General features: G+C 45.1%; 15 protein-coding genes. All 15 read left to right on the top strand.

Going from position 1 to position 19,192, the window contains the following annotated elements:
* The first annotated feature begins 16 nt into the window (after positions 1 to 16).
* The 15 genes from trmFO (at position 17) to Q0785_RS08410 (ending at position 19,108) form a co-directional block, all read left to right on the top strand.
* A complete protein-coding gene (gene trmFO, locus Q0785_RS08480; RefSeq protein WP_298828486.1) occupies positions 17 to 1,327 on the top strand; it encodes an FADH(2)-oxidizing methylenetetrahydrofolate--tRNA-(uracil(54)-C(5))-methyltransferase TrmFO in 1,311 nt (436 codons plus the stop codon).
* A gap of 67 nt (positions 1,328 to 1,394) precedes the next feature.
* On the top strand, positions 1,395 to 2,288 hold the full coding sequence (gene xerC, locus Q0785_RS08475) for a tyrosine recombinase XerC (RefSeq protein ID WP_298828483.1): 894 nt from the start codon (positions 1,395 to 1,397) through the stop codon (positions 2,286 to 2,288).
* A 16-nt stretch (positions 2,289 to 2,304) separates the two neighbouring features.
* Positions 2,305 to 2,850: an ATP-dependent protease subunit HslV gene (hslV, locus tag Q0785_RS08470; protein WP_223633240.1), complete on the top strand. Its 546-nt coding sequence runs from the start codon at positions 2,305 to 2,307 to the stop codon at positions 2,848 to 2,850.
* Entirely contained in the window at positions 2,850 to 4,247 is a 1,398-nt protein-coding gene (gene hslU, locus Q0785_RS08465) for an HslU--HslV peptidase ATPase subunit (protein WP_298828479.1), read from the top strand. Before hslV ends, hslU begins: the two co-directional genes overlap by 1 nt.
* An 86-nt stretch (positions 4,248 to 4,333) precedes the next feature.
* Complete coding sequence (gene codY, locus Q0785_RS08460; protein ID WP_223633234.1) at positions 4,334 to 5,113, top strand: GTP-sensing pleiotropic transcriptional regulator CodY; 780 nt, start codon at positions 4,334 to 4,336, stop codon at positions 5,111 to 5,113.
* A 492-nt stretch (positions 5,114 to 5,605) separates the two neighbouring features.
* Complete coding sequence (rpsB, locus tag Q0785_RS08455; protein ID WP_215099839.1) at positions 5,606 to 6,325, top strand: 30S ribosomal protein S2; 720 nt, start codon at positions 5,606 to 5,608, stop codon at positions 6,323 to 6,325.
* A gap of 91 nt (positions 6,326 to 6,416) precedes the next feature.
* Positions 6,417 to 7,301, top strand: a complete 885-nt coding sequence (tsf, locus tag Q0785_RS08450) for a translation elongation factor Ts (protein WP_223633231.1) — start codon at positions 6,417 to 6,419, stop codon at positions 7,299 to 7,301.
* Positions 7,302 to 7,382: 81 nt separating this feature from the next.
* Positions 7,383 to 8,108: a UMP kinase gene (pyrH, locus tag Q0785_RS08445; protein ID WP_223633229.1), complete on the top strand. Its 726-nt coding sequence runs from the start codon at positions 7,383 to 7,385 to the stop codon at positions 8,106 to 8,108.
* Entirely contained in the window at positions 8,108 to 8,665 is a 558-nt protein-coding gene (gene frr, locus Q0785_RS08440; protein WP_298828472.1) for a ribosome recycling factor, read from the top strand. Before pyrH ends, frr begins: the two co-directional genes overlap by 1 nt.
* A gap of 152 nt (positions 8,666 to 8,817) precedes the next feature.
* Positions 8,818 to 9,609, top strand: a complete 792-nt coding sequence (locus Q0785_RS08435; protein ID WP_223633225.1) for an isoprenyl transferase — start codon at positions 8,818 to 8,820, stop codon at positions 9,607 to 9,609.
* Complete coding sequence (locus Q0785_RS08430; RefSeq protein ID WP_298828465.1) at positions 9,606 to 10,397, top strand: phosphatidate cytidylyltransferase; 792 nt, start codon at positions 9,606 to 9,608, stop codon at positions 10,395 to 10,397. Before Q0785_RS08435 ends, Q0785_RS08430 begins: the two co-directional genes overlap by 4 nt.
* Positions 10,398 to 10,413: 16 nt before the next feature.
* On the top strand, positions 10,414 to 11,559 hold the full coding sequence (gene dxr, locus Q0785_RS08425; protein WP_298828462.1) for a 1-deoxy-D-xylulose-5-phosphate reductoisomerase: 1,146 nt from the start codon (positions 10,414 to 10,416) through the stop codon (positions 11,557 to 11,559).
* A 42-nt stretch (positions 11,560 to 11,601) separates the two neighbouring features.
* Positions 11,602 to 12,861: an RIP metalloprotease RseP gene (gene rseP / locus Q0785_RS08420; protein WP_298828459.1), complete on the top strand. Its 1,260-nt coding sequence runs from the start codon at positions 11,602 to 11,604 to the stop codon at positions 12,859 to 12,861.
* Between the two features lie 100 nt (positions 12,862 to 12,961).
* On the top strand, positions 12,962 to 14,665 hold the full coding sequence (locus Q0785_RS08415; RefSeq protein ID WP_298828456.1) for a proline--tRNA ligase: 1,704 nt from the start codon (positions 12,962 to 12,964) through the stop codon (positions 14,663 to 14,665).
* Between the two features lie 135 nt (positions 14,666 to 14,800).
* Positions 14,801 to 19,108, top strand: a complete 4,308-nt coding sequence (locus tag Q0785_RS08410; protein ID WP_298828453.1) for a PolC-type DNA polymerase III — start codon at positions 14,801 to 14,803, stop codon at positions 19,106 to 19,108.
* Positions 19,109 to 19,192: the final 84 nt, after the last annotated feature.

Genomic DNA, 19,192 nt, shown 5'->3' with positions numbered 1-19,192 from the left:
ATAGAGGTGTTTGGAAATGACAAAGTATGTAAACGTAATTGGAGCAGGACTAGCAGGCAGTGAAGCAGCATGGCAAATCGCAAAACGAGGAGTAAAGGTCCGTTTATACGAAATGCGTCCTGTAAAACAGACAGCTGCTCACCATACTGATAAATTTGCAGAGCTGGTCTGCAGCAACTCGCTTCGAGCCAATTCCTTGACCAATGCAGTTGGGGTCATCAAAGAGGAAATGCGCAAATTGGATTCGGTCATCATCGATTCTGCTGACCGTGCATCTGTGCCGGCTGGTGGTGCACTTGCAGTGGACCGCCACGAATTCGCAGGGGCAGTGACCGAGAAAGTAAGAAACCATCCATTGGTGGAAGTGATCAATGAGGAAGTGACTGAGATTCCGGAAGGCATTACGATTATAGCAACCGGTCCGTTGACATCGCCGGCTCTTGCTGAGAAAGTCCGCCAATTGACAGGTGAAGAATATCTGTATTTTTATGACGCGGCAGCACCGATTGTTGAAAAAGACAGCATCGATATGGACAAAGTCTATTTAAAATCCCGTTACGACAAAGGGGAAGCTGCTTACCTTAACTGTCCGATGACAGAAGACGAGTTTAAACGTTTCCATACGGCACTTGTCGAAGCAGAAGTTGTGCCTCTGAAGGAATTCGAAAAAGAAATCTATTTCGAAGGCTGCATGCCGGTTGAAGTCATGGCTGCCAGAGGAGAGAAAACACTGACTTTCGGACCGATGAAGCCAGTAGGACTGGAAGATCCGAAAACAGGCAAAATTCCTTACGCTGTCGTTCAGCTTCGCCAGGATGATGCTGCGGGAACCCTTTATAATATTGTCGGGTTCCAGACGCACTTAAAATGGGGACCTCAAAAAGAAGTCCTTAAATTGATCCCGGGCTTGGAAAACGTGGAAATCGTACGGTATGGTGTGATGCACCGCAACACGTTCATCAACTCACCGCGTGTGCTGAAGCCGACCTACCAGTTGAAGGCTGATGAGAATATTTTCTTTGCCGGCCAGATGACAGGTGTCGAAGGTTATGTCGAATCTGCGGGCAGCGGACTGTTAGCGGGCATCAATGCAGCGAAATTGGCATTGGGTGAAGAACTGCTGGTATTCCCTGCTGAAACAGCTTTAGGCAGCATGGCACGGTACATTACGGAGGCTGACAGCAAAAATTTCCAGCCGATGAATGTCAACTTCGGCTTGTTCCCGGATCTTGGTGAGCGCATCCGTTCGAAACAGGAGCGTGCAGAAAGACACGCAGATCGCGCATTGACATCTATTCAAAACTATATGAATACAGTGACAGTTTAATTGATAAAAGCCTCTAAATGTTGGTATAATTTAGAGGCTTTTGTATTTGGTGAAAGGTGGAGCATATATGGAAAAAGAGAAGATGCTTGAATCTTTTATGACCTACATCCAATTGGAGAAAAATTATTCCGAACACACCGTCCACCATTATGAACACGATCTGCTGGATTTTTTTCTGTTTTTGAATGCTGAAGGTGTACCTGATATTAGAGAAGTCGAGTATATACATGCACGAAATTACGTCACAAAGCTATATGATGCTAAATTATCGAGAACCACAGTGTCCAGAAAAATCTCGGCAATCCGCTCGTTTTTCCGATACGGCAATCGCGAATTTGAGTTGAATGAGGCTGCATTCAGGTCTTTATACCATCCCAAAAAAGAAGAGAGGCTGCCTCAATTTTTCTATGAAGAAGAGTTGGCTCAGCTTTTTAAGTCCGTTCAGGGTGAAGACAAATTGTCGATCAGAAATACAGCGCTACTGGAACTATTGTATGCGACGGGTATGCGTGTCAGTGAATGCGTCTCTATTCGTCTGGGAGATCTGGATCAGACCATGCAGATTGTCAAAGTCATGGGGAAAGGCAGAAAAGAGCGTTACATCCCTTATGGCCAGTTTGCGCAGGACGCTCTGGAACATTACATGGAGGATACGCGTCCTAAACTGATGAAGAACCAAAAGCACGACTACTTGTTTGTGAACAACCGTGGGGAGGCTGTAACTGATCGAGGGGTTCGCCATATCTTGAGCGAATGCATGAAGAAAGCCTCTGTCAATTCTTCCATCTATCCGCATATGATCCGCCATACATTTGCAACGCACCTGATCAATAACGGAGCAGATATCCGGACTGTGCAGGAACTGCTTGGGCATTCCCATTTAAGTTCTACTCAGGTTTATACGCATGTCACCAAAGAACATTTACGGAACACCTATTTAAATTCACACCCGAGAGCTTAGAAAGGGGAATTTCATTATGCAAGAATTTCATGCAACCACGATATTTGCGGTTCAACATAACGGAAAATGCGCCATGTCAGGTGATGGCCAAGTAACGTTCGGCAATGCTGTCGTCATGAAGCATACAGCGAGAAAAGTACGGAAATTATATAACGGACAGGTCTTGACCGGATTTGCAGGATCAGTAGCAGATGCATTTACCTTGTTTGAGATGTTCGAAGGAAAGCTGACCGAGTATAATGGCAATCTTCAACGAGCTGCAGTTGAATTGGCAAAACAATGGCGTGGAGACAAGATGCTGCGCCAATTGGAAGCCATGCTCATCATCATGAACAAAGATGAGTTGCTGCTGGTATCGGGTACTGGAGAAGTGATTGAGCCGGATGATGGCATTCTTGCTATCGGTTCAGGCGGTAACTACGCGCTGGCGGCAGGGCGGGCCTTGAAAAAATATGCAGGAGATAATTTGACGGCAGCACAAATTGCACAATCTGCTTTGGAAACAGCAGCGGACATTTGTGTCTATACAAATCATCAAATCATAGTGGAGGAATTGTCCTAATGAAAAATCAAACTGATTTAACGCCAAGACAAATTACTGACCACCTGGACCGGTATATCGTCGGCCAAAAAGATGCGAAGCGCTCAATTGCTATCGCATTACGTAACCGTTACCGGAGAAGCCGGTTGGATGAAGAAATGCGAGGCGAAGTGATCCCTAAAAATATTCTGATGATCGGTCCAACCGGTGTCGGGAAAACGGAAATCGCCCGTCGAATCGCTAAATTGACAGGTGCACCTTTCATCAAAGTGGAAGCGACAAAGTTTACGGAAGTCGGTTATGTGGGCCGGGATGTTGAGTCCATGGTGCGCGATCTAGTCGAAGCAGCTGTGCGAATCGTTAAAGAAGAAAAGTTCGAAGCAGTCCAGTTTCAGGCAGAGGCGGCAGCCAACGAGCGGATCGTAAAATTGCTGGCTCCATCGATGCGCAAAAAACAGACCAACCAGAATCCGCTGGAAATGCTGTTCGGCCAGAAGCTCGAGCAGGAAGAGGAAGAACCGACTGCAGAAGTGGAAGTCCGCGTCAAAAGAAGAGAAATCGCCGCTGATTTAAAAGCGGGCAAGTTGGAAGATGAATGGGTAACGGTTGAAGTGGTGGAGAATTCACTTTCCATGTTTGATGCCCTGCAAGGGTCGGGCATGGAACAGATGGGCGCAAACATGCAGGATGCTTTTTCATCGCTAATGCCGAAAAAAAAGAAAAAGCGGCGTTTGCAGGTAAAAGAAGCTCGACGGATTTTGACGACTGAAGAAGCGGCTAAGTTAGTGGACGATGAAGAAGTGGCATCGGAAGCGATTGAGCGCGCTGAACAGCATGGCATCATCTTCATCGATGAAATGGACAAAATCGCCAGCAAGAACAGTTCTTCATCGGCTGATGTTTCCCGTGAAGGTGTGCAACGCGATATCTTGCCGATTGTTGAGGGTTCAACAGTCTCTACAAAATACGGGGCAGTCCAAACAGATTACATGCTGTTTGTGGCTGCAGGGGCGTTTCATATGTCGAAACCCTCCGATTTGATTCCTGAACTCCAGGGTCGCTTCCCGATTCGTGTGGAGTTGCAAAAGCTGGAAGTCGGAGATTTTGTCAAAATTTTGACAGAACCAAAACATTCTTTAATAAATCAATACAAAGCCCTTCTCGAAACAGAGGGAGTTGTGGTATACTTCAATGATGCCTCAATAATCAGACTTGCAGAAATTGCATATGAAGTGAATCAAGACACAGATAATATCGGCGCGCGCAGATTGCATACAATACTGGAGCGTTTGTTGGAAGATTTGTCTTTTGAAGCTTCCGAGATTTCTCCGGCACAAATTGACATAACCCCCCAATATGTGAATGAGAAACTTGAAAATGTGGCAAAGAATAAGGACTTGTCACAATTTATTCTGTAAAACAAGGCGAATTAGTTCCATTAAAGAGTAAAAACCTTTAGAATATTGAATAAACACGGTACGAATTATGTAGGAGGTTCATTTAAATGAATTTATTAGGAAAAACAAGACGAATTAACTCTATGCTGGAAGCAGCAGGCGGCAAAAAAGTAAACTTTAAAGACATGGCTGAGACTTTAAGCGAAGTAATTGAATGCAACGCTTTCGTAGTAAGCCGCAAAGGTAAAGTGTTGGGCTATGCAATCAACCAGCAGATCGAGAACGAACGCATGAAAGGGATGCTTGAAGAGCGTCAATTCCCACTTGAGTATACCCAGAAACTTTCGAACATCAAGGAAACGACTGAGAACTTGGACGTTAACAGTGAACATACGATCTTCCCTGTGGAAGAACGTGAATTGTTCAAAAACGGACTGACAACAATCGTACCGATCAACGGCGGCGGCGAGCGTCTTGGAACACTTCTTCTTGGACGTGTAGACGCAGAATTCCATGACGACGATTTGATTCTTGGTGAGTACGGCGCTACTGTAGTAGGGATGGAAATCCTTCGCGAAAAAGGCGACCGCATCGAAGAAGAAGCACGCAGCAAAGCTGTTGTGCAAATGGCGATTTCTTCACTTTCATACAGTGAACTTGAAGCTATCGAACATATTTTCGAAGAACTTGACGGCAACGAAGGTTTGCTGGTCGCTTCTAAAATTGCTGATCGTGTTGGTATTACGCGTTCGGTTATCGTTAATGCACTCCGCAAGCTTGAAAGTGCAGGCGTTATCGAATCACGCTCTCTAGGAATGAAAGGGACATACATCAAAGTATTGAACACGAAATTCCTGGCAGAACTTGAACAATTGAAAATGAACTAAATTGAACTTCGAAAGGGGCTGTCCTAAAAGGTCATGTAAATGACTTTTAGGGGCAGCTCCTTTTTTGTATCCTTAGAAGATGGGGAAGGTCCATTGCGGCGGACATTTTTTTTGGATCATCCCGGGCGATTGTTCTTGGAGTTGAATATGAAATCTCTTTGATTGTTTCGAGACTGACACAGCGATGCAGAAATGGGAGCAGAAGTTTTTATGAGCGTACACTTCTCAAAATTACTTACTGAACTTTTTTGGCTGGTATGAAGCATAGGCTCCGCCACTTAAAGCCCCCATTTTGGAGGCGCTGGAATTTTGTATGGCTGCTTTAAATATAAAAAGAGAAACATGTTGCAGACTAAAGGGGAAGCGTGGTATAATTTCAAATGGTGTTAAATACACACGCATTTCGATTTGAGTCGTAGGTGCCCAACAGGGTAACGGTTCAGAGAAGAAAAATGCGGAGGGAAAAAATAACCTATCAGGAGGAAACAAATCATGGCAGTAATCTCAATGAAACAATTGTTAGAAGCTGGTGTACATTTTGGTCACCAAACTCGCCGCTGGAACCCGAAAATGAAAAAATATATCTTCGTGGAACGTAACGGCATCTACATCATCGATCTTCAGAAAACAGTCCGCAAATTGGAGGAAGCTTATAGCTTCATGAAACAAGTGGGCGAAGAAGGCGGTAAAGTACTTTTTGTTGGTACGAAAAAACAAGCTCAAGACGCGATCAAAGAAGAAGCAGAGCGTTCTGGCAACTACTACATCAACCAACGTTGGTTGGGTGGAACACTTACTAACTTCGGTACAATCCAAAAACGTGTGAACCGTTTGAAACAAATCGAGCGCATGGAAGAAGATGGAACTTTCGAAGTTCTACCGAAAAAAGAAGTTGTTCAGTTGAAAAAACAACACGAACGCCTTGTTAAATTCCTTGGCGGTATCCGTGACATGAGTTCACTACCGGACGTAATGTTCGTAGTTGATCCTCGTAAAGAACGCATTGCAGTTGCAGAAGCAATGAAATTGAACATTCCAATCGTTGGTATCGTTGATACGAACTGTGATCCGGATGAAATCGATTATGTTATTCCTGCAAACGACGATGCAATCCGCGCAGTTAAATTGTTGACTGGTAAAATGGCGGACGCTTTGCTTGAGTCAAAACCGGAAGAAGAAGAAGAAGAAACTCAAGCTGAATCTGCTGAGTAATTCGCAATTTACACAGGTGATAAGCGGCCAACCCCTCTTATCACCTTTTTTTGAGAAAATGGCTACACTATCTTAAAGGAGGAATTTAATCATGGCAGTTACAGCTCAAATGGTAAAAGAATTGCGTGCAAAAACAGGCGCAGGTATGATGGATTGCAAAAAAGCGTTAGTGGAAACAGATGGAGATATGGAAGCGGCTCTAGACTTCCTACGTGAAAAAGGTCTTTCAAGCGCTTCTAAAAAAGCGGATCGTATTGCTGCTGAAGGGACAACTTCAATTCTTGTGAAAGAAAACGAAGCAGTCATCTTCGAAGTAAACGCAGAAACAGACTTTGTTGCGAAAAACGAAGGTTTCCAGACTTTGGTAAAAGAATTGGGCGAGCACTTGATCTCAACTAAACCGGCTACAGTTGAAGAAGCTAATGCTTCAACAATGTCTAACGGTTTGACAGTTGCAGACCACATTTCAAACGCAATCGCTAAAATTGGTGAAAAAATCACATTGCGCCGTTTTGAAGTGCGTACAAAAACAGATGCTGACGCTTTTGGTCCTTACCTTCACATGGGCGGACGTATTTCAGTACTTGTTGTACTTGAAAACTCTACGGATTCAGATGCTGCCCGCGACATCGCTATGCACATCGCTGCATTGAACCCTAAATATGTATCACGCGACGAAGTTTCTGCTGACGAAGTAGAGCACGAGCGCAAAATTTTGACTGAGCAAGCTTTGAATGAAGGCAAACCGGAAAAAATTGTTGCTAAAATGGTTGAAGGCCGCCTTGGTAAATATTTCGAAGACATCTGCTTGCTTGACCAGGCATTCGTTAAGAATTCAGATCAAAAAGTTCGTGATTTTGCAGCTTCTACAGGTGGATCTGTTAAAGAATTCATCCGTTACGAAGTTGGAGAAGGCATCGAAAAACGTGAAGATAACTTTGCTGACGAAGTAATGAGCCAAGTTAACAAAAAATAAGAACGTTTATCATATGATTCATCTTGGGGAACACGAGTATGTGTTCCCTATTTTTCAATAATTATGTAATGGAGGGTACCGATGAGTGTTCAGCAATATAAACGCATTGTATTAAAACTAAGTGGTGAAGCAATGGCAGGAGGACAAGGTTTCGGATTGTCCCCAGAAATCATCAAATCAGTAGCAAGCCAAGTAAAAGAAGTGGTGGAACTTGGAGTGGAAGTTGCAGTCGTTGTAGGCGGAGGCAATATCTGGAGAGGCAAAGTCGGTTCTGAAATGGGAATGGACCGTGCAACAGCTGACTACATGGGTATGCTGGCAACAGTTATGAACTCATTGGCTTTGCAGGATTCTTTGGAAAAGCAAGACGTTGAAACCCGCGTTCTTTCGTCCATAGAAATGCGCCAAGTTGCTGAACCTTATATCCGCAGAAGAGCTATCCGTCATCTAGAAAAGAAGCGGGTTGTCATTTTTGCAGCAGGTACAGGGAACCCTTACTTCTCAACTGATACAACAGCGGCATTGCGCGCGGCTGAAATTGAAGCCGATGTCATTTTAATGGCGAAAAACAATGTTGATGGCGTTTATTCAGCTGATCCGAAAACGGATTCCACTGCTGTAAAATACGAAGAACTCTCTTATTTCGAAGTGATTCAACAAGGCTTGCAGGTGATGGATTCGACAGCTTCTACACTTTGTATGGACAATGACATCCCACTCGTAGTATTCTCAATTATGGAAAATGGAAATATAAAACGAGCTGTACTCGGAGAAAAAATCGGGACAGTAGTGAGGAGAACATTATAATGCCGAAATCAGTGATGAATGACACTAAATCTAAAATGACCAATGCAATTCAAGCTTTTTCACGTGATTTATCTTCAATCCGTGCTGGCCGTGCAACTCCTTCAATTTTGGATAAGTTGACGATCGATTATTACGGTTCTCCAACGCCGGTCAACCAAGTTGCAGGGATTTCCATTCCTGAAGCGCGTTTGATCATGATTCAACCGTACGATAAATCGGTTCTTGGTGATATCGAAAAAGCGATCCTTAAATCTGACCTGGGCTTGAGCCCATCAAATGACGGTTCGGTGATCCGCTTGGCAGTTCCGGCCTTGACGGAAGAGCGCCGCAAAGATCTTGTGAAGCAAGTGAAGAAAGAAGCGGAAGAGGCGAAAGTGGTCATCCGCAACATCCGTCGGGATGCTAATGATGAGTTCAAGAAGCTGGAGAAGAAAAGCGAAATCACGGAAGATGACTTGCGTGGTTATACTGATGACACTCAGAAGTTGACGGATGACAACATTGCGAAAATCGACGAGATGGCTAAAGGTAAAGAAAAAGAGATTATGGAAGTTTAAATCGAACTTCATTTCATGTCTGGCGTCCTGTTAAGCAGGACGCTTTTTCATGCCAAAAATAAATGCTGTATCTTGAAAGAAGCGCACAATGCTGTTTTTTTTGATATGATAAGCAATAGACATGCCGATTTGTAATAGGTGGAGGATTAACTATGTTTAATAAACTATTAAAACGAAATACTGATTTGGTCTTGGAAAACGTAGATCGCTCAGTTTTGATTTCGAACGAAGAAGTACCGGCTCATATTGCAATCATCATGGACGGCAATGGCCGCTGGGCAAAAAAACGTTCGCTTCCAAGAGTTGCTGGACACCATGAAGGAATGAAGACCGTCCGGAAGGTGACAAAGCTCGCCAATGAACTTGGGGTCAGTGTATTGACTTTATATGCATTTTCCACAGAAAACTGGAAGCGTCCAAAAATCGAAGTGGATTTTTTGATGCGCTTGCCGGAAGAATTTTTAACGACCTTTCTGCCGGAACTGATTGAAGAAAATGTGCGCGTGGAAATGATGGGATACCATCAAAATTTGCCTATGCATACACTTAAAGCCATTAAGAAAGCGAAGGAAGCAACTAAAGACAATACAGGCCTTGTCCTGAACTTCGCTTTGAATTACGGGAGCCGTGCAGAAATTGTAGATGCGGTCAAAGATATTGCCACGCAAGTTGCTGCGGGGACTCTGGACATTTGTGATATTAACGAAGACCTTATTTCGGGTGGGCTTATGACAAAAGGCTTGCCGGAACCGGATTTACTGATTCGTACGAGTGGTGAGGTTCGATTGAGCAATTTTATGCTTTGGCAATTGGCATACACAGAGTTTTGGTTCACGGAAACTTTATGGCCCGATTTTAATGAAGATTCCTTACTGGAAGCGATTGAAAATTATCAGAAACGAAATCGCCGGTATGGAGGGTTGAAAGGGGACGAAGTGAAATGAAACAACGGATTATAACGGGTGTCATTGCTGCAGCTTTATTTATTCCCTTCGTTATTTATGGAGGCCTTCCATTTATTCTGTTGGTTTATTTACTGGGAACCGTAGCATTGCAGGAACTCTTGAAAATGAAGGGCCGGAGTTTGTGGAGCATCCCCGGCCTTATTTCCTTATTGGCGCTTTATGCCTTCATGATGCCGAGTCAATGGGCTGTTCAGATTTTTGAATGGACAGGCTATGAAAAAGTCGAATTCGCATTTCTAGCCGTCATTCTTCTGTTGATACATACAGTTATCGTAAAAAACAGCTTCACTTTTGATGATGCAGCCTTCGCTGTTTTAGGTACTTTATATGTCGGTATCGGTTTCTTTTATTTTATCGAAACGCGTGAAGCCAGCCTCAGCTTTCTGATTTTTGCTTTACTGGTGGTTTGGTTCACTGATTCAGGTGCTTATTTCACAGGCCGCAAAATTGGCAAACGGAAATTATGGCCGGAAATTTCACCGAACAAAACAATAGAAGGTTTTGTCGGTGGCATCATCTGGGCGATTGGGATTGCACTTATCTTCAATTACTTCATTCCATTGAACCACTCGATCTTCCTGATCATCATCGTCACCATCATCGCATCTGTCTTCGGACAAATGGGTGACCTGGTGGAATCTGCTTTAAAGCGTCATTTTAACGTAAAAGATTCTGGATCGATCTTACCGGGCCACGGTGGAATACTGGATCGTTTTGACAGTATTCTATTCGTAATGCCTTTGCTTCATTTTTTACATTTTATCTAAGAGAGGAAATTGCTGAATGGTTAAGAAAATCATCCTGCTGGGTGCAACCGGTTCAATCGGTGTGCAGACAGCTGATATTATCCGCGAACATCCGCAAGAATTTTCATTGATCGGATTTTCTGCCGGAAAAAATATGGACATCACCCGTAAATTGATCGCTGAATTTACTCCTGAAATTGTATGTGTCCAGCAATCGGAAGATGCCAAAACACTGAAAGCTGAATATCCGGCTGTCTCCTTTGTGGCAGGAGCTGAAGGACTGATTGAAATTGCTGTCTATGACGCCGATATTCTGGTCAATGCTGTACTTGGAAGTGTTGGGCTTGAGCCGACACTGGAAGCGATTAAACTTGGCCGTACCATAGCAATCGCCAATAAAGAAACACTCGTGACGGCGGGACATTTGGTGATGGACAGTGCAAAACAGTTCGGCGCAGCGATTCTTCCTGTCGACAGCGAACACTCGGCGTTGTTCCAGGCGTTGAATGGTGAAAAGAAAGACCAGGCAAGCCGGTTGATTTTAACGGCATCCGGCGGCAGCTTCCGTGACTTGACGCGTGAACAGCTGAAAAATGTCACCGTACAGGATGCATTGAATCATCCGAACTGGTCGATGGGATCGAAAATCACGATAGATTCCGCAACCATGATCAACAAGGGCCTTGAAGTGATTGAAGCACATATTTTGTTTGATTTCGCATATGCCGATATCGATGTAGTGCTTCACCGTGAAAGCATTATCCACTCAATGGTCGAATTCCAGGATACCAGCGTGATTGCGCAACTTGGGACGCCCGATATGCGGGTACCGATTCAATATGCCTTATCCTACCCGGACCGGCTTCCCCGACAGCAAGCAAGCCGTCTGAACTTAGCTGAAATCGGTAAGTTGAATTTCCAGGAAATGGATTATGTGCGTTTCCGTGCATTGCAGCTTGCATTCGATGCGGGTGTTGCAGGCGGAACCATGACTACTGTCCTGAATGCGGCAAACGAACAGGCGGTCGCCTTATTCCTTAATGAAGAAATAAAGTTCCTGCAGATCGATGAACTGATCGAGCGGGCAATGGATCAGCACGATGTTCTGGCCAACCCCGATCTTGAAACGATTCTGCATGTAGATGCTGAAACAAGAAAATCTATAAAAAACATGCTAAAATAACTAAAGATCAAAACCGAATAAGTTTATAAGGATGGGTTCGAAATGGAGACAGTTATCTCGTTTATAATAATTTTCGGTGCTTTAGTTTTTTTCCATGAATTTGGCCATTTCCTTTTCGCAAAACGTGCCGGCATTCTGGTACGTGAATTTGCAATTGGGATGGGCCCGAAAATTTTGGGCATCACTAAAGGAGAAACGCTATACACGTTGCGTTTGTTGCCGATTGGTGGATATGTGCGTATGGCCGGAGAAGATATGGATACCATCCAACTTCAGGCAGGCCATCGCATAGGTGTTTTATTGAATAAAGAAGGCCAGGCAAAAAAGATCATCATGAACCAGAAGCACGTTTATCCGGAAATCCTTTTTCTTGAAGTAGAAGAAGCGGATTTGGAAAAAGAGCTGTGGATCAAAGGGTATGATGAAGATGAAAAGCTGGTGCGCATTGACGTTGCGCGCGATGCTGTGGTTGAGGAAAATGGGAGAGAAACCATTTTGGCTCCTTATGACCGGCAGTTTGATTCGAAAACAGTCGGAAAGCGGTTCATGACCATTTTTGCTGGACCCTTATTCAACTTTATCCTCGCATTCCTGATATTCACTGCACTCGGCATGATGCAAGGGATTCCTACCTTCGAGCCAGTAATTACTGAAGTGACGGAGGAAAGTCCGGCAGCTGAAGCGGGTATGCAGAATGGAGACCTGGTGACCGAAATTGAAGGGAATTCGATCGGCACGTGGGATGAACTGGTGGAGTCGGTTCAGAACAATGCCGGTAATCCTCTTGAATTCGAAGTTGAACGTAATGGAGAAGCATTGAACTTTACGATCACTCCTGAAATATCTGAACAGTCACCTGAACAAATTGGCGTAATCGGCGTACTGTATCAAAGCCCGGTAGAAAAAGATTTTCTCGGATCCTTTGTCTATGGCGCTGAGCAGACCGTTTTTTGGTTCAAGGAAATCTTCCGTCTGCTTGGAATGCTGGTGACCGGCCAATTCACGATTGATGCTTTATCCGGTCCAGTTGGGATCTATAAGACGACTGAAGAAGTCGCCAAATACGGATTCTTCACCTTGATGAGCTGGGCAGGCATGCTCAGCATCAACTTAGGGATCATGAACCTGCTTCCGCTTCCTGCATTGGACGGCGGACGCCTGATGTTCTTCATTCTTGAAGCGGTACGCGGAAAACCGGTTGACCGGCAAAAAGAAGGGATGGTCCATTTTGTAGGGATCATGCTGCTCATGCTGCTGATGATCGTCGTCACCTGGAATGATATTCAAAAGTATTTCTTTTAAATAGTTGATTAAGCAATACCGGACAGGCAGTTATTACTGCCTGTCCTGAACTTTTAACCCATCAATAAAAATCCTATAGTCAGTTGAGGTGTATTTTGGAATGAAACAAACAGCAACTTTTATCCCCACTTTACGTGAAACTCCGGCAGATGCAGAAGTCAGATCGCATCAGCTCTTACTGCGCGCAGGCTTTATCCGCCAAAATACCAGTGGCATCTACTCGTTCCTGCCACTCGGCAAACGTGTACTTCAAAAAGTAGAAACCGTCATCCGTGAAGAAATGGAAGCCGCAAACAGTGTGGAAATCTTCATGCCTGCACTCCAGCAGGCTGAATTATGGCAGGAATCGGGGCGCTGGTATTCGTACGGCGATGAACTGATGCGTTTGAAGGACCGCAATGACCGTGAATTCGCTTTGGGAGCGACTCATGAAGAAGTTATCACGAGCTTGCTTCGCGATGAAATCAAATCGTATAAAAAGCTTCCTTTGAATCTTTTTCAGATCCAGTCGAAGTTCAGAGACGAAAAGCGTCCGCGCTTCGGATTATTGCGTGGCCGTGAATTCCTGATGAAAGATGCTTATTCATTCCATGCGACACCTGAAAGCCTGGATGAAACCTATGATGTCATGATGCAGGCATACACCAATATCTTTACACGTCTTGGCTTGAACTTCCGTGCGGTAATCGCGGATTCCGGTGCCATCGGCGGTAAAGACAATCATGAATTCATGGTGCTGTCTGAAATTGGAGAAGATACGATTGCCTATTCCGACACATCCTCTTATGCAGCCAATATTGAAATGGCGGCTGTCAATGTAGCTTATCCCGCCTCAGATGAAACGCCGGAAGAAATGGAGAAAGTGGCGACGCCAGATAAGAACACCATTGCAGATGTAGCTGAATTCCTGAATACAACTGCTGAAAAATGCATCAAGACATTGGTCTTCAAAGCAGATGATGAATTGGTCATCGTTTTAGCAAGAGGAGATCATGACATCAATGACGTTAAAGTCAAACATGCGACGGGCGCGAAAGTCATCGACATGGCGACTCCGGAAGATGTTCAGCAACTATTGTCCTGCGATATCGGTTCTTTAGGTCCGATCAATCTTCCTTCAAATATCCGGCTGTTTGCGGACCATGCAGTTGAAAACATGGTCAATGCAGTAACCGGCGCCAATGAAAGCGGCTATCATTATAAAAATGTTACACCGGACAAAGACTTTCCGGTCGAAACTTACCACGACCTTCGTTTTATCCAGGAAGGCGACGCTTCTCCTGATGGACAGGGCACGATTCAATTTGCCAAAGGCATTGAAGTCGGCCACATCTTTAAATTGGGAACCACCTACAGCGTTCCGTTGAAGGGAACTTTCCTGAATGACCAAGGCAAAGCGATGCCTTATATCATGGGCTGCTATGGCATCGGTGTGTCACGTGTGCTCGCTGCAGTCGCGGAACAATTCCAGGACGACAACGGCTTTACATGGCCGGATATTGTTGCTCCTTACGAGGTTCATCTGGTGCCTGTCAACGTCAAGGACGATGTGCAGCGTGAGTTTGGCGAAGAGCTTTATGCTTTGCTTAAATCAAATCGCTACGAAGTGCTGCTCGATGACCGCAAGGAACGGGCAGGCGTGAAATTCACGGACGCAGATCTGATCGGGTTGCCGATCCGCATTACCATCGGCAAAAAAGCGGCTGAAGGAATACTGGAAGTCAAAATACGGCGGACAGGTGAAACATTCGAGTGGACGCGTGAAGAATTACTCGATCAATTACAGCAGTTCTTTAAAAAATAACAGCAAAATCTGATATGATGAAAGGAAAGTACAATATGTACTTTCCTTTCTTTTTCTGCTCGTTTCTATAGCTATAAGCGTCAAGAATGATAAGCACTTGCGCTTTTTTAAATCACTACCACGAAGGGGATAATTATGACAAACCAGCAAGACTCCAAGATGCGATTCAAATTGCTGCTTCAGCATCTCGACTTAACGGACGATGTACATATGCCCTTTTTCGAAGAGGCTGAACTGACACGGATGACCGTCCATAAAAAAGAGCGGTCGTGGAAATTTCTTGTGAAACTGAAGAATATCCTGCCGGTCGATTTGTACCTATTATTAAAAGAACGACTTTATAGCACGTTTTCCCCCATCGCTTCAATTCAATTGAACATTGAGGCGGCGCAGGAAACCGTGCAGGAAGACCTTGTATTATCTTATTGGAGATACGCTGTCGAAGAACTGGCGGACATGGCGCCTCCATTGCGTGAGCGGTTATTGTCACAGGCGCCTGTCTGGAATGGCAATAAGCTGTTATTGAAATGCAACCATGAACACGAAATGATGGCGCTGAAGTCAAAATACAGCGAAAAATTAGCAGGAGTTTATCATCAGTTCGGCTTTCCGCATGTCGCCATCGATTTCCAGCTGTCAGATGAAAACCAGGAAGCGGCACATGAAGCGTTCATGGCGGAACGCCTGCGTGAAGAAGCGGAAATGGCGAATAAAGCCTTGTCCGATATGAAGAAACGTGAGACGAACCGCAAAGAGAACGGTACTCCATCCGGTCCATTCCAAATGGGTACGGCCATCAAGCCGGATGAAAATATCGTTGAAATTAAATCCATTGTGGATGAAGAACGCAGAGTGACGATTGAAGGCTATGTGTTTGATGCCGAAGTAAGAGAGCTACGGAGCGGCCGTTCCTTGTTGACAGTAAAAATCACAGACTATACCGATTCGATTCTAGTTAAGATGTTCTCGCGTGACAAGGAAGATGCCGAATTGATGGCCAATGCCAAAAAAGGCATGTGGCTGAAAGCGCGCGGCTCGATCCAAACTGACACCTTTGTCCGTGACTTGGTGATGATGGCACAGGATATGGTTGAAATCAATCCCGTACTTCGACGGGACACGGCAGAAGAAAAACGCGTCGAATTGCATCTGCATACGCCAATGAGCCAAATGGATGCAGTTTCATCTGTTGAGTCACTGGTCAGCCAAGCGGCCAAATGGGGACATCCAGCCATCGCCATTACGGATCATGCCGGTGTGCAATCCTTTCCGGATGCATATGCTGCCAGCAAAAAACATGGCATCAAAGCGATTTTTGGGCTGGAAGCGAATTTAGTCGATGATGGAGTGCCGATTGCTTATGAGGAGCGCCATGCTTTACTGGAAGATGAAACTTTTGTGGTTTTTGACTTGGAGACGACAGGCCTATCTGCCGTTTACGATACGATCATCGAGCTCGCTGCAGTAAAGATCAAAGGTGGACAGATCATCGATAAGTTTGAGAGTTTTGCCAACCCGCACCATGAGCTGTCGTCGACGACGATCGATTTGACGGGCATCACGGATGACATGGTCAAGAATGCGCCGGAAGTGGAAGACGTAATCCGCAAATACCACGAGTGGGCAGGAGATCATATAATGGTCGCCCATAACGCTTCATTCGATATGGGCTTCTTGTATGTCTGCTATAAGAAATTCGGCATTGATAAGAAGCATGCCACGATCGATACATTGGAACTCGCGCGCATGCTTCATCCAGAACTGAAAAATCACCGATTGAATACATTGGCCAAGAAGTTCGGGATCGAACTGACCCAGCATCACCGGGCGATCTACGATACCGAAGCAACTTCGTATCTATTGACGCATCTATTAAAAGAAGCTGATCAAAAAGGCATTCTCTACCACGATCAGCTCAATGATTATGTCGGAAGCGGCGACGCTTATAAACGGTCCCGGCCGACGCACTGCACTTTGTTGGCGCAAAATGATGAAGGCTTGAAAAACCTCTTCAAATTGGTGTCGGCTTCTCACATCGATTATTTCTACCGGGTACCCCGAATTCCGCGTTCGTTGCTGCAAAGGCATCGGAAAGGGCTGCTGGTCGGCTCGGGCTGCGATAAAGGCGAAGTTTTTGAAGCAGTGATGCAAAAGTCAATGGAAGAAGTCGAAAAGATGGCTCAATTCTATGATTATATGGAAGTTCATCCGAAAGAGGTCTACTCACATCTGATTGAACGGGAAATGATCCGTGATGAATGGAATTTAGAGGACATCATCCGTAAACTGGTGAAAGTCAGCCGTAAATTGGAAATTCCTTTGGTTGCCACAGGAAACGTCCATTACCTGGACGAAACGGATGCCATCTTCCGGCAGGTGCTGATCGGTTCCCAAGGCGGAGCTAATCCACTGAACCGCCAGAAACTGCCGAAAGTACATTTCAGGACGACCAATGAAATGCTGGACGCCTTTGACTTTCTTGGGGCTGAAACAGCGCATGAACTGGTGGTTGAGAATTCCGTTAAGATTTCCGAGATGATCGATGTCGTCAAGCCGATTAAAGATGAATTGTATACACCAAAAATTGAAGGCGCTGATGAAGAGGTCCGCGAATTGAGCTATAATATGGCAGCCCAGATTTATGGCACTCCATTGCCTGAAATTGTGGAAGCCCGTATCGAAAAAGAATTGAAATCCATCATCGGGCACGGATTTGCGGTTATTTATCTAATTTCGCACAAACTCGTGAAGAAATCACTGGACGATGGTTACTTGGTAGGGTCCCGAGGGTCGGTAGGTTCCTCGCTGGTTGCGACATTGACTGAAATCACTGAAGTCAATCCATTGCCGCCGCATTACATTTGCAGTAAATGTAAGAAATCGGAGTTCTTTGATGACGGTTCAGTCAGTTCGGGATTCGATTTGAAGGATAAGAATTGTCCGGATTGTGATATTCCGTATCAAAAAGAAGGGCAAGATATTCCATTTGAAACGTTTTTAGGATTTAAAGGAGATAAAGTTCCCGATATCGATTTGAACTTCAGTGGTGAATATCAGGCAGTAGCCCATAATTACACGAAGGAATTATTCGGAGAAGATAATGTTTTCCGCGCAGGTACGATCGGTACAGTAGCGGAAAAAACAGCTTATGGCTATGTCCGGGGCTATGCCAACGACCGCGAGATGACCTTACGGGGGGCAGAAATCGACCGCCTTGTGCAAGGTTGTTCGGGAGTCAAGCGCAGTACTGGACAGCATCCTGGGGGGATTATCGTTGTCCCAGATTACATGGACATCTATGATTTCACGCCGATTCAATTCCCGGCTGATGCCCAGGATTCGGAATGGAAGACGACGCATTTTGATTTCCATTCTATCCACGATAACTTATTGAAGCTGGATATACTCGGACATGATGATCCGACGGTGATCCGCATGCTTCAGGATCTGTCCGGCATCGATCCGAAGACCATCCCTACAGATGATCCGGAAGTGATGAAAATCTTCGCCGGTCCAGAATCGCTTGGTGTGACCAAAGAGCAGATCGGCTGTAAAACAGGCACGCTTGGAATTCCGGAATTCGGTACGCGCTTTGTGCGCCAGATGTTGGAGGAGACGAAACCGAACACCTTCTCTGAGCTGGTCCAGATTTCCGGACTGTCCCACGGTACGGATGTGTGGTTGAGCAATGCGCAGGAACTGATCCAAAACGGGACCTGCCAATTGTCGGATGTAATCGGATGTCGGGATGATATCATGGTCTACCTGATCTATCAGGGACTTGAATCTTCATTGGCATTTAAGATTATGGAGTCTGTCCGTAAAGGTAAAGGGTTGACACCGGAATTTGAAGAAGCCATGAAAAAAGAAGGCGTGCCGAACTGGTACATCGAATCTTGCAAGAAAATCAAGTATATGTTCCCGAAAGCCCACGCCGCAGCCTATGTCTTGATGGCTGTGCGGATCGCTTACTTTAAAGTGCATTTTCCGGTTCTTTATTATGCAGCGTACTTTACAGTTCGTGCAGAGGATTTTGATGTTAATGCCATGGCTAAAGGATCACACTCGATCCGTGCTGTAATTGATGACATCAACTCTAAAGGTTTGGAAGCATCAACAAAAGAGAAGAACCTATTGACGGTTATGGAATTGACGCTTGAAATGGTGGAACGCGGCTATACTTTCCAGAAGGTGGATCTGTATAAATCATCTGCAGATCAATTCATCATTGACGGAAAAAGCTTGATTCCGCCGTTCAATGCCATTCCAGGACTGGGGACCAATGCGGCGAAATCGATTGTTGCTGCCCGTGAGCATGGGGAATTCCTCTCCAAAGAAGATCTGCAGCAGCGTGGCCGGGTTTCGAAAACAATCATCGAATATATGGATGATCACGGTTGCCTGGAAGGGATGCCTGACGCTAACCAGCTGTCCCTGTTCTAGCCAGTTGCACCACGGCGCCGTTTGTGGTATTATTGTAGTAACATTTACTGATAGCTCTGTCGCAGAAGAGTGGGTTCTCCCGCT

Origin of the sequence: uncultured Planococcus sp. (assembly GCF_947501725.1) — a bacterium.
In the GTDB taxonomy this organism is placed as follows: domain Bacteria; phylum Bacillota; class Bacilli; order Bacillales_A; family Planococcaceae; genus Planococcus; species Planococcus donghaensis_C.
The sequence above is the reverse complement of the archived record's forward strand: the minus strand, read 5'-3'. Positions and strand labels throughout refer to the sequence as shown.